Source organism: Brachyspira sp., assembly GCF_029258575.1.
Classification (GTDB): Bacteria; Spirochaetota; Brachyspiria; order Brachyspirales; family Brachyspiraceae; genus Brachyspira.
Map to the genome: position 1 here is coordinate 1 of NZ_JARHYI010000115.1, position 13,535 is coordinate 13,535.

The window sequence follows — 13,535 nt, forward strand, 5'->3', positions numbered from 1 at the left end:
TGAATTATTATAGTAAAGTATTTAAAAATAGTGATATATATGATGTTTATATAAATGCTGAAAAAGTAATTAATGATAATACCTTTATTAAAGAAATAAAAATGGATTATAAAGGTAGTCCTTTTGGCAGTCTAATATCAACTAAAAAAATTGATGATGAAAAAATAGATAATATTGTATATACACTAAAAGTTAAATCAAAAATTATTATGATATTAATATTAATATCATTTATATTATTAATATTCAAATATTTAAAAATAAAATTACCTAGCTGTGAGAATGCAAATAAAATCTTTAATGCTTATTTATTTATATTTTGTTTATTTACTTTATCTATACCAATTTTATCGATATTGGGAAATATAGAAAGAGTAAGTTCTATCAAAGATTTAACTTTATATAAAAGTGATAATACAAATTACATTTATAATTTTAAAATACATTCAAATAGATTATTTTTTAATAGTAATAAAATTTATAAATTTAAACATTATTTAGCTAATGAACCTGATTATATTAGTAAGATAGAAATAACAAATTCATTTGATGGTATAGGAATATTAACTTCATCTAAGCCTATAGAAGATAATGAAATAGATAACTTATCATATTTATTAGATTTAAGAAAAGAAATATTTTATATATATGCTATATCTATATACCTATTAGCATTATTATATATAATGAAAAAGAATAGTAATAAAACATTAAATGAAAATATATTATACAATGTATTAATACCATTAATTGGATTTTCTTTATTCTTTTTTAATTATTGGCTTTGTTTTCCAGGTCTTAGAGATGGAGATACTATATATATAATAAAAGCATCCATAAGTAAAGTATTTGATAACTGGCATCCAGCATTTATACAGTTACTATTGCATATTCTTTATAATCTTTTTGGTTATTCTATACACTATATGTTTACTATAATAATGAGTTTTTGGTATATAGGTATTACACTAATCATAATATCTTTATATAATAAATATCAGAATAAATATATATTACTTTTATTTTTCATTAGTTTTATAGATGATGTATTTTTTATGAATATGTGGAAACTTAAAGATACTTTTGCTCTATCTTTTTTATGGTTATCCATTTCTTTACTATTTTTTATTATTTTAACTCCATTTAAAAATAATAAGATAAATGTCTTAATAAAAATTATATCTGTATTTTTGTTAACTATTTCTATGTTATTTAGACACAATTTTATAGTTACTATATATCCTATATATATCATTTTTGTATATGATATTCTAAAAAATAAAAATATTAAAGATTATAAAATACATTTATTAAAATTTGCTTCTATAATGTTAATAATTGCTTTTACACTTGTAAGTATATATAAATTATATCCTAAATTGCCATTTGTAATTGATAATTCTAGAGAAGTAGCAGCCTATGTTTTGCATTCTTTTATAGCTGCTCGCATTGCGGTGTTAGAAAATGATGATAGTATGATTCCAAAAAAATGGTACAATGAAAATAAAAATTTTAATGATGTTATTGAAGATTATAAAATATATCCATATGCATCTTCAAGTGTACTTGTAAGAGAAATATTTGCATTTGATAGATTACATAATAGTAAAGAAATAGCCACTAAATATATAAAAAAATATCCTTTTACATATATTAAATTTTCTTTATCTATGATGATAAAAATGTGGAAATTAAGTTTAAATAATAGTACAGTCATTCATTATAAAATAAATTTTGATAATTTTTATGATTATTTTGAAGGTCATAATCCGTATTTTGAAAGTCAAGTATTTTATAATTATTCAGAAGATTTTTATAATTATAATTTAAGAAAAATTATATATAATATTTTTTATAAAATATCAATACATATAAATATTATATTCTTTATTTCTATATCTATATTAATATTTTTAATAGATATTTTTATAATTATAAGAAATATAAAAAAAATATCAAAATTAAACAATATGCTTATTGTTTCATTTGCCACTTCATTTTCTACATTTGCAAGTGCATTTATAATAGGTACAGTTGCTGTATTATTAGAATATAGATATATATATATTGTACTTCCATTGTCTATTTTATCAATAATAAGCTTTATTATTTTTGTATATGATTTAAATAAAACAAAAAGTTTAGAGGTATAAAATGAAATTGTCAGTAATAATACCATGCTATAATGAAGAGAATACGATAGAAACTATAGTAAATGCTGTTATAAATTCAAGATGTTCTATAGAAAAAGAAATTATTATAGTAGATGATTTTTCAAAAGATCATACTAGGGATAAATTAAAATTGATTGAAAGTAAAGTTAGTAAAATATTATATCATAAAAAAAATATGGGTAAAGGTGCTGCATTAAGAACAGGTATCAAAGCTGCTACTGGAGATTTTGTAATTATACAAGATGCCGATTTAGAATATGATCCTAATGAATATGATAAATTGTTAGAGCCTCTTATAAAAAATGAGGCTGATGTAGTATTTGGAAGTAGATTTGTAGGCGGAGAATCACACAGGGTATTATATTTTTGGCATCAAATGGGTAATACTTTTTTAACTTTATGTTCTAACATGTTTACTAATTTGAATCTTACCGATATGGAAACTTGCTATAAAGTATTTAAAAGGGAGATTATACAATCTATAGAAATTAAGGAAAATAGATTTGGTTTTGAACCTGAAATAACGGCAAAAGTAGCAAAAATTGATAATATTAGAATATATGAAGTTGGAATTTCATATTATGGTAGAACTTATAAGGAAGGTAAGAAAATAGGTTGGAAAGATGGTTTTAGAGCATTATGGTGTATTTTCAAATATAATTTAAGACCAGACCAGACCAGACCAGACCAGACCAGACCAGACCAGACCAGACCAGACCAGACCAGACCAGTATGTAGAGATTACATATATTTCTATAATAATTCAAAATATAAAAAATTACAACCTATACTACAATGCTATATTGAAGTATAGGTTATTGTTATTTAACTAATTTTTAGGAAATATTATGATATATGATTATATAATTATAGGTGCTGGTATTTATGGTATTTATTTAGCAGATATCATATCAAGTAAGTATAAAAATGTAAAAATTTTAATAATAGAAAAAGATAGAGAGGCATTTTTAAGAGCTTCATATGTTAATCAAGCAAGACTGCATAATGGATATCATTATCCTAGATCATTACATACAGCTATAAAATGTTCACATTATTTTGATAAATTTGCTATGGATTATGAATTTTCTATAATAAAAAATTTTACAAAAATTTATGCTGTATCATCAAAATTTGGAATGTCAACTCCAGATAATTTTGAATATTTTTGTGATAATGCCAATATACCATATAAAAAAATTAATGAATTGCAATTTTTTAATGTCAATTTAGTTGATGCCTGTTATGAAACAAAAGAATATGCTGTGGATACATTAAAAATAAAAGAATATTATTTAGAAAAAATTAATGAAAATAAAAATATTACTATTATATATGATGATTATATAAAAGAAGCATATATAAAAAATTCAAGTTGGTATATACGGTTAAATTCAAATAAAAATTTAGAAACTTCATTTGTAATAAATACTTCCTATGCTTCAATTAATAGTGTTTTAAAAATATTCAATTTAGATACTATACCAATAAAATTTGAATTATCAGAAATGATATTATGTGAGCCATCAAATAATTTAAAAGGTTTTGGAATAACATTAATGGACGGACCATTTTTTTCTATTATGCCTTTTAATAAAAATGGTTTGTATTCACTATATTCTGTTAGATATAGTCCACATAAATTTTCTACATCTGAGCTTCCACATTTTGAGTGTCAGTTGAAATCAAATACATGTAATGGTTTATTTTTAGATAATTGTAATTTATGTGAAGTTAGACCAAATTCCTCATGGATACATATGAGACAATTAGCAAAGAAATATTTAAAAAGTGAATTTTTACCTGAATTTAAAGAGAGTATTTTAACTATAAAAGCTTTGATGCAATCTTCTTCAACATCTGATTCTAGACCTGTTATAATAAAAAAAAATAGAGAAAATCCACACTTTATTACAGTATTGGGTGGGAAATTAAATACTATATATGAATTAAATGAGGTGATATTATGAAAGATAAGAACTATGCAAGTTTTATAATAACTAAAATTGGTAATAAGAAAAGTTATGATAGATTGGAAAATTATATATTAAATAAATTTGAATATAGTGAAATTATATTATTATTTAATGAAGAGTTTGATATGGATGAAATACATAATACATTATCTCCAAAATCAGATAATATATTATGTTTAAATATAGCTAGTAATACTAATGAAGATAGTATGATAAGAGCTGGACTAGAATTTTCTAAAGGTGATTTAGTTTTTGTATTAAAAGATATTGATATAGATAATATAGAAAATTATCTAGACAGGCTTTATGAATATAATAAAAAAGTTATTGATATTTCTTTTTTAGTAACAAAATATAATAATATTAGAGATAATATTATATTAAAGAGTATTTCATTATTTTCAGGGACAAAACTAGATAATATATATGATATAATATTTTTTGTAACTAGAAGAGTTATAAATTCTTTGAGTGAAAATAAAAGTAAAATTGTTCCTATATCATATATAATTAGAAATATAGGATATAAATATGAGTATATTAATTGCAATATAAAAAAAAATGTTTATAAATTAACAAAAGGTAATAGAAGTTCATATCTATTAATATTTTCTGAAGTAGTATCAAATATAACATTTCTTTTAAGTGTATTTTCTGCTATTATTTCAGCTTCTGTAGGTATATATTCAATATTGCTAAAATTATGTGGTTTGGGGAATTTACAAAATGGATGGGCATCCATTATGACTTTATTATCATTTTGTTTTACTTTAATATTTTTTATATTTAGTATTCTTATAAGATATATAGGTTTATTATCAAAAGAATTGGAAAATAAACCAAATTATAAAGTTATATCAATTATAAAATTTCAATAATAATGGATTGTATAGTATGATTAATTATGAAATAACTATAGATGAATTAAAAAAAATTGAAAAGAATATTCCAATATACAAAAAAACTATATTTTTTGATAAAACAAATAAGTATGCTTTATTAATACCAGTAATTAATGAGGGTGAAAGATTTGTATTACAAATGAATAAAATGAAAAATGCGAATATATTTGATATTTGTGATGTATTTATATGTGATGGTGGAAGTGAAGAGGAATATTTTAATTCAAATTTTATTATGAAATATGGTTGTCGTGGACTTATAATTAATACGAGCAATATTAAAGGTCAGGGTACTCAGTTAAAACAAGGGTATTACGAGGTTATGAAAGATGGATATGATGGTGTTATTACTTGTGATGGAAATAATAAAGATAATATAGATGAAAGTTTAACTTTATTTATAGCTAAATTAGAAGATAAATTTGATGTTATACAGTCAACTAGGTTTACTTTGGGAGGCAAAGAAGAAAATACTCCATTATTAAGAAAAATAGGGATAAGGTTAATTGCTTCACCGTTATTTAGTATGGCATCAGGATTTCATTATGATGATATAACTAATGGATATAAAGCTTTTTCAAGAAAATATATATTAGATTCTAGGTTAAATTGGTTTAGAGATGATTTTTGTACATATGAACATTGCTATTTTCCTTTACTTCCTGTTAAAAAATTAGGTTATTCTGTATGTCAAGTACCAACTTCTAGAATTTATCCTAAAAGTGAATTACCATCTAAAATAAAAGGATTTTCATCTAATTTTAATTTTTTCAAATTGTTGTTAAAATTAATCTTTTTAAATTTTAAAATAAAAAAATAATTTTATTGTGAGTATATATGAGAGATATAAAAATAGGTTTTATTGGTGCTGGTCATATATCTAACTCTATGTCTATAGCAATCAATAATATAGAAGGAATAGAAAAATATGCTATTGCTTCTAGAAATATCGACAAAGCAAGAAAATTTGCCAAAGATCATAATTTTAAAAAAAGTTATGGTTCTTATGAAGAAATGCTTAATGATAATAAAGTAGAACTTGTTTATGTGGCTACTCCTGTATCATATCATTATGAACATGTAAAAAAGTCATTAGAATACGGTAAACATGTATTATGTGAAAAAACATTTACTTCAACTTATAAAGAAGCAAAAGAATTAATTAGTATTTCAAAAAAAAATAATCTTTTATTAGCTGATGCAATATGGACTAGGTATATGCCATCAAGATATAAAATAGAAGAAATTATAAATAGTAAAATTATTGGAATACCAAAGATATTGGAAGCAAATTTAGGATATATACTTACTGATAGACCAAGATTATTTAGTAAAGAATTATCAGGTGGATCTTTATATGAACTTGGTATATATCCACTTAATTTATCTCTTATAATTTTAGGAAATAAAATAAAAAGTGTTAATGTTCAATCTATAATTGATGATAATGGTATAGATTTACAAAGTTGTGTAACATTAAAATATAATAATGATGTTATTTCAAATTTAATTTATTCTATTAATTCAATTACTGATAGTAGAGCTGTTGTAGCAGGAACTGAAGGCTATATAGTTATTGAAAATGTTAATAATCCTCAAAATATATATGTCTATTCTAAAGAAAGAAAATTATTAGAAAGTTATTCTAAAAATGATGGAATAAAAGGTTATGAATATCAATTGAAATCTGTTATTGAAGCAATAAATAATGGAATGATAGAATGCAAAGATATGACTCATATTGATATATTAGAAGAAATGGAACTAGTTGATATCATAGCAGAACAAAATAGAATTAGTATAACATAGTTTTATAAAATCAAAGAGATGTTAAAAGATAAAGTTATATTCGATGGTAGAAATATTTATGATGTAAATATATTAAAATAAATAGGTTGAAAATATATAAGAATATGATATCAGTTCTAAAAGTTATTATATTTTTGATAGGGTATATACAGTTTATTAATTTATAATATATTTATCACTTTTCATTGATTAAAATTTTTTTAAAAAATATTACATTTGACTATTTTTTTTATCTATTATATTAGTTTATGAAAAGTAATAAATTATATTATAAAATATATATTACATTATTATTGATTTGTATTTTGTTTTTAACAATATTTTCTATATTGGGTATAAAAAAGAACAGGTTATTTTTCAAGTTTTGATTTAAATATATATATAACTTTGGAAATCAACTTCATAAACATAGAAGATACTAAAAAGTTATTTATGTTTTAATATTGATAAAGTAATTTCAATATTAGCAAAAAGAAATAGCAAAATATATTATTTATATTTAAAATGCAATAACTTTTTTAATAAAAGAAATTATATTTTTATAGTTATACTTGATATTATTCTCTTTATGCAGATTCAATAGAAATTATGGGATTAGCAGTGTCGGGGACTATAGGTAGCTTCTGATGATGGAAGTATGATACCTGCAAAATGGTATTTAGATGGAAAAAATTTTGAAGATTTAAAGAACGAATATTCTATTTAATAAAAAACAAGGGCTAAAACTTAATAATAAGTTTTAACCCTTTATTTATATTAATTACAAATTACTTACATTTCCACAACTAAAGCAGTACCCATACCTCCGCCTATACAAAGTGTAGCAAGTCCTCTTTTAGAACCACGTTTTTTCATTTCATAAAGCAGAGTAGTAAGTATTCTAGCACCAGAAGCTCCGATTGGGTGTCCTATAGCAATAGCTCCTCCATTAACATTAACTATATCCATATTAAATTTTAATTCACGAGCAACAGCTATGGACTGAGCAGCAAAAGCTTCATTACTTTCTATTAGGTCCATATCTTCTACTGTAAGATTAGCCATTTTCAAAGCCTTTCTGCTAGCTTCTATAGGTCCAATTCCCATTATTCTAGGCTCAACACCATGAGTAGCATAACTCAAAACTTTAGCCATATATTTCACTCCAAGTTCATCAGCCTTCTCTTTAGACATAAGTACAACAGCAGAAGCAGCATCATTGATTCCAGAAGCATTACCAGCAGTAACAGTACCATCTTTTTTGAATGCAGGTTTTAATTTAGCTAATGTTTCCATAGTAGTTCCGAAAGTAGGATGTTCATCAGTATCTACTACGATTTCTCCTTTTTTTGTTTTAATTGTAACTGGTATTATTTCATCTTTGAATCTTCCACTTTTAACAGCATTTTCAGCTCTGTTCTGACTTCTGCATGCAAATTCATCTTGTTGCTGTCTAGTGATTGACCATTGTTCAGCAATATTCTCAGCAGTAACACCCATATGATAATGTTCAAAAGCACAAATAAGAGCATCATTAAGAAGAGTATCTTGCATTTTAGCTTCTCCCATTTTAGCTCCCATTCTCATAGCAGAAGAAGTGTAAGGAGCCATACTCATATTCTCTGTACCTCCAGCAACTACTATATCAGCATCTCCTGCTTTAATCATTTGTGCTGCCATAGATACAGCCCTAAGTCCAGAACCACATAATATATTTATAGTTAATGCTGGTTTTTCTATTGGTATTCCTGCATTAATAGATACTTGTCTTGCAACATTAGGAAGAAGTGCTGACTGTATTACGCATCCAAAATAAGTTTCATCAACTTGTTCTGGTTTTATATTTGCCCTTTTTAAGGCTTCTTTTACTGCTATAGTACCCAATTCTACAGCTGATACATTAGAAAATGAACCTAAGAATTTGCCTACAGGTGTTCTAACAGCACTTGCTATAACTATTTCTCTCATAGTTTATCTCCTTACAATTGTTTTAATTATAAAAATGATTTTTTATGATATATTAGTATACTATAGTATAGTACATAATAATTGATTTTACAAGTAAAAATAATTAATTTATATTTTGTGTTATTGAATATTAATTATTTTAAGAATGTACAAAACCTAATGAGTTAAAATGAATTTCTTTACCATTGGAATCTATAAATTGTATATATGAGTTTGAATATTCTTTAACTTTTCCTATTTTTATTAAATTATTCTCTTCAGGTATTTCATCTTTAGAGGTAAATATAACAGCATAATCCTCTCCTCCTGTAAGAATAGATTTTAAAACTTTTGTATTATCCTCATCATCAAAGAATCTATTTACCAAATACCAATTTGAAGATTCATATATTTCTATAGTTTTATTAGAGTTTTCAGCTATATGAGAAGCGTCCTGTAAAAGTCCATCACTTATATCTATAGAAGAGTTTATTTTGTATATATTTATAATTTCCTGCCATTTATTAAAAAAAAGTTTAGGTCTTAAATGAGTTTTGACACTTTCATCATTATGCTCATAGTTGTCTTTTAAAAGTTTATCTAATCCCAAATCACTTTCTCCTACAAATCCAAGTACATAAACATTATCATCAATTTGTGCATTACTTCTTAATATTGATTTATTTTTTTCTATAGTTCCAATTAATGTTACTGATATAAAAAAATAATCATTTGAAGAAGTGGTGTCTCCTCCAGAAATTTCTATATCATAAGGTCTACATGCATCTAAAAATCCTCTGTACCATTCCAATATATTTTCATCATTTATTTTTTTTGGTATTGATAAAGAGATAAATGCATTTTTAGGTTTTGCTCCTTTACATATAATATCACTTATATTCGCCTGAGCAGACTTATAACCTACATCATAAAAAGAATAATATTTTAAAGAGAAATGTATATTTTCAACGAGTATATCAGTTGTTACTAGTATATCATTCTCATTGCTCATATTTTTTATAACAGCACAGTCATCTCCGATATTTAAATTATTGCTGTTATTATTATTGCTTAATTCTTTTATTTTTTCTATAAGTTTGAACTCTTGCATAATTTTATTTCCGATGATATTTTGATAAATATTATAACATATGCATTAAAACTTTTAAATTGCTGTGTTATATTTATTTTTTATATATTTTAAATAAAATTTTTATAAAAATGATTAATCTATTTATATGCATTAAGATAAAAAATAAAAAACATAATTAAATTAAGTATAATGACATGAGTGTATGCTTATGTAATTATATAGAATTTAATATTATGTATTAGTGTATTATTCAAGTTTAATTACATAAAAAAATATATACAGCATACTGTAATAAATACTTGATTTTTTATATTTTTAATATATAATACTTGGAGGTATATTATTATATTTTTTAGAATAAACAATTAACTATTTATAAGAAAGGCTAATATGTATAAATTGAATACTTATGTTGTATATCCTATGTATGGTATATGTAAAGTTATAGGAATATCAGATAACAAAGTTAATTCTAATTTAGTAGAATGTTATGTTTTAGAATGTGAAAGTGAAAATATTATATTAAAAGTACCTATAAATAGAGTTAAAGAATATCGTATAAGAAAGATAATATCAAAGGCGGAAGCTGATAATTTTTTGAATATATTGCAAACAAAACCTCAAGATATAGAGAATAATTGGAAAATAAGATATCAGGAAAATGAAGAAAAACTTAGAAGCGGAGATATTAAAGATACGATAGAGGTTGCCAGAAGTTTATTCACTAGAAATAAGTTAAAAGAGCTTTCTGCTAGTGAGAAGCGTTTATATGAAAAAGCTTATATGTTTATAGTTAATGAAATTAGTATAGCTTTAAAAAAAGATAAAGATGAAATTGAAGATATAGTATCAAATGCTTTGGAGAAATCCGCTAAAAAGTTTAAAACTAGACCGTTGGAAAAAGGGAAGACTATCAAGGAAGAAAAAGAAGCTTCCAAAAATACAAAAAAAAAGAAAAAAGATGATTAATCATCTAATTTATACTTAGTTTATTCCATTAAAAAAATAGCATATCTAAACATAATAATACAAAATTAAGGGGAAATTATGTGGAGAGTTGTATATTTCGTACTATCTGCCATAGTACTTGCTGTAGATTATTTTATATTAAAACATTTCAATTATAAGACATTAACAATATTTATAATCAGTGCAGTATTCATATTTTTATTTGAATTATTATTCATAAGAAAACAGTCTTCAAAAATAACATTAGCTTTTTTTATATCGTTTTTTTTGACATTAATAACTGTTCTTTTAACTATAAGTACTATAGATGCTGTTGGAATATCATTGCCTGCAAATGAAAGGCTAATTATTTTATATATAGAGGGATACTTAATTTTTAGTATAATCATAGCATTTACGCCTAATATATCAAATATGCTTAAACTTACAAAACCCGATAAAACAAAAACGGCTAAAATATTAGATACTTCGGTTATAGTTGATGGTAGAATATATGATATAGCTGAGAAGAAATTTTTTGATGGACTTCTTATACTTCCAGAATTTGTTATTAAAGAGATACAATTTTTAAGCGATGCAAGAGATCCTCAAAAAAGAATAAGAGGAAGAAGAGCTTTGGAGATTTTAAATAAAATGAAATCATCTAAAAATATACTTCTTTCTATTACAGATATTGATTTTCCTAATATCAAAGAAGTAGATTTAAAACTTATTGAGCTTGCCAAAAAAATGGATGCTAAAGTTGTTACTAATGATTTTAATTTGATGAAAGTTGCATCTATACATGAAGTTGATATATTAAATATCAATGATCTTGCTAATTCTCTTCATGTCGTTGTTTTACCAGGTGAAACTATAAATATAGATTTGATAAGAGAGGGTAAAGATAAACAGGCTTTGGGATATTTAGAGGACGGCACTATGATAGTAGTTGATAATGCCAAACATTTGATAGGAAAGAATGTTGAGATAGAAATAGATAATGTACTTCCTAAAGAGGCTGGAAGAGTAATATTTGCCTCTTTAAATAATTCTAAACCAAATAATAATAATAAAAAAAGACATGATAATAATAAATAGAAAATAATATGATAATAGATCTTTCAGCTGAAATATATAATAACATGTATCATTATCCAGATGATATTGATGTTCAAGTTTCAGCTGAAAATTATGAATATTTTAATATCACAAATATATCCATGTGTGTGCATACGGCAACTCATATTGATACTCCGCTTCATTGTATAAATAATAAGCCTTCGGCAGAAAATATAGATTTAAATTATTTTATTGGAAATGCATATTGTATTGATATAATGCCAGATAAAGAAAATACAATAAACTTTGATGATAATTTTGATTTTAAAATAATAAAAGATTGCAATATACTTCTTGTTAATACTTATTGGCATAAAAATATTAATACAGAAAACTATTATAAAAACTTTCCGTATTTGAGCGAAAGTTTTGCATATAAATTAATAGATTTAAAAATAAAAACTATAGGAATAGATACTCCTTCTGTTGATTCAATTGCGAATAATAATTTAATACATAATATTTTATTTTCACATGATATATGCATTATAGAAAATTTGGTAAATTTAGAAAAAGTATCGAAAAAAAAATTCTTTTTTAGTGCAGCACCTTTAAAAATAAAAGGCAGTGAAGGTTCTCCAGTTAGAGCCTATGCTATTATAAATTAATATATGAAATAAAAAAAACCATGCTGAAAATATGCATGGCTTTTTTATATTATTATATTGAGTACAATTTTAAAATCTTATACCTATTTGTCCGCCTATATCCAACCCTCCAAAAGTTATTTTTGGAACAGTTCCTTTATACTCTGCCAATGGGAAATCATAAGACATATAAATACCTAAAGTGAAATTATATAGCAGAAGAAAATCTAAGTTTACTTTAAGATATGGTATTAATAAATTATTAAATTTATTTTGTAAATCTGTTAAATTATATTTCGCTGAATTTTCTACTCCACTATTTCCTTTGTAGTAGCTACTTCCTCCAAGAGGGAATTTTACACCAGCTCCTAAACCTATAGACATAAATAGAATATCAATTTTAGGCATTATACCTACACTCAAACTATCAAATGTTAAACTTTTTTTACCCAAATCTGATTTATAAGCAAATACATCTCTTTGATAACCTACATCCAAAGCTATTCCTAAAGATAAGATACTTAAATCGAAATAATAATTAGGTCTTAAATATACTCCAAATTCAAATCCCGCATCAGGCTTTAATGCTTTATTTTCTTTTCCATCTTGATAAAAGAATCCTACACCTGCTCCCAAAGGTACTGTTAAATCAACCCCCACACCGCTTTTAGCCATAAGATTGCAGCTCATGGTAGTGATAAGAAGCATTATTATTAATATTATTTTCTTCATTTTTACTCCAGTTTCTTCATTATTTATTTAAATATACAAAAAAATATAATTTTGTAAAAATATATTTTTAAAAAATACAATTTTTTGTTTTATATATAAATTTATATTTTTATGAAAAATAATATAATTAAACAGATTAAATTTTGTATATGGCATTAATTATAAAAGGAGAGTAAAATGATAAAAAAAATTCTTTATTTCTTTTTAATATATGTATTTATTATAAATGCATAAAGATAAAAAAACGAGTTGCTTCATGTCATAAA

Annotated in this window: 12 protein-coding genes; 9 read left to right on the plus strand and 3 right to left on the minus strand. The window is 23.7% G+C overall.

What is annotated here, in order from left to right:
• The 6 genes from Q1J76_RS08700 to Q1J76_RS08725 form a co-directional block, all read left to right on the plus strand.
• Window positions 1–2,153: hypothetical protein (locus tag Q1J76_RS08700; RefSeq protein ID WP_300369692.1), on the plus strand; the 2,153-nt coding region annotated here is incomplete at its 5' end.
• A gap of 1 nt (window position 2,154) precedes the next feature.
• A complete protein-coding gene (locus Q1J76_RS08705; protein ID WP_300369693.1) occupies window positions 2,155–2,988 on the plus strand; it encodes a glycosyltransferase family 2 protein in 834 nt (277 codons plus the stop codon).
• A 34-nt stretch (window positions 2,989–3,022) separates the two neighbouring features.
• Window positions 3,023–4,144, plus strand: coding sequence for an NAD(P)-binding protein (locus tag Q1J76_RS08710; protein WP_300369694.1), 1,122 nt, complete (start codon window positions 3,023–3,025; stop codon window positions 4,142–4,144).
• Window positions 4,141–5,028, plus strand: a complete 888-nt coding sequence (locus Q1J76_RS08715; protein ID WP_300369695.1) for a hypothetical protein — start codon at window positions 4,141–4,143, stop codon at window positions 5,026–5,028. The genes Q1J76_RS08710 and Q1J76_RS08715 overlap by 4 nt, the downstream gene beginning before the upstream one ends.
• A 16-nt stretch (window positions 5,029–5,044) precedes the next feature.
• Window positions 5,045–5,872 carry a glycosyltransferase family protein gene (locus tag Q1J76_RS08720; protein ID WP_300369696.1) on the plus strand — a complete coding sequence of 276 codons (828 nt, stop codon included), beginning with the start codon at window positions 5,045–5,047 and terminating at the stop codon, window positions 5,870–5,872.
• 17 nt (window positions 5,873–5,889) lie between these two features.
• The gene (locus tag Q1J76_RS08725) at window positions 5,890–6,861 is read left to right on the plus strand and encodes a Gfo/Idh/MocA family protein (protein ID WP_300369697.1); all 972 of its coding nucleotides are present in this window, start codon (window positions 5,890–5,892) and stop codon (window positions 6,859–6,861) included.
• A gap of 771 nt (window positions 6,862–7,632) precedes the next feature.
• On the opposite strand, the gene Q1J76_RS08730 is transcribed toward Q1J76_RS08725, so the two are convergent.
• Together Q1J76_RS08730 and thiL are read right to left on the minus strand one after the other, a co-directional pair.
• Window positions 7,633–8,808, minus strand: coding sequence for an acetyl-CoA C-acetyltransferase (locus Q1J76_RS08730; RefSeq protein ID WP_300369698.1), 1,176 nt, complete (start codon window positions 8,806–8,808; stop codon window positions 7,633–7,635).
• Between the two features lie 139 nt (window positions 8,809–8,947).
• Window positions 8,948–9,898: a thiamine-phosphate kinase gene (thiL, locus tag Q1J76_RS08735; protein WP_300369699.1), complete on the minus strand. Its 951-nt coding sequence runs from the start codon at window positions 9,896–9,898 to the stop codon at window positions 8,948–8,950.
• Window positions 9,899–10,270: 372 nt separating this feature from the next.
• Here thiL and Q1J76_RS08740 point away from each other — a divergent pair, with 372 nt between their 5' ends.
• The 3 genes from Q1J76_RS08740 (at window position 10,271) to Q1J76_RS08750 (ending at window position 12,558) form a co-directional block, all read left to right on the plus strand.
• The gene (locus Q1J76_RS08740; protein ID WP_300369700.1) at window positions 10,271–10,849 is read left to right on the plus strand and encodes a CarD family transcriptional regulator; all 579 of its coding nucleotides are present in this window, start codon (window positions 10,271–10,273) and stop codon (window positions 10,847–10,849) included.
• A 78-nt stretch (window positions 10,850–10,927) separates the two neighbouring features.
• Entirely contained in the window at window positions 10,928–11,929 is a 1,002-nt protein-coding gene (locus tag Q1J76_RS08745; RefSeq protein ID WP_300369701.1) for a PIN/TRAM domain-containing protein, read from the plus strand.
• An 8-nt stretch (window positions 11,930–11,937) separates the two neighbouring features.
• Complete coding sequence (locus tag Q1J76_RS08750) at window positions 11,938–12,558, plus strand: cyclase family protein (protein ID WP_300369702.1); 621 nt, start codon at window positions 11,938–11,940, stop codon at window positions 12,556–12,558.
• A gap of 69 nt (window positions 12,559–12,627) precedes the next feature.
• On the opposite strand, the gene Q1J76_RS08755 is transcribed toward Q1J76_RS08750, so the two are convergent.
• Entirely contained in the window at window positions 12,628–13,269 is a 642-nt protein-coding gene (locus tag Q1J76_RS08755) for a hypothetical protein (RefSeq protein ID WP_300369703.1), read from the minus strand.
• Window positions 13,270–13,535: the final 266 nt, after the last annotated feature.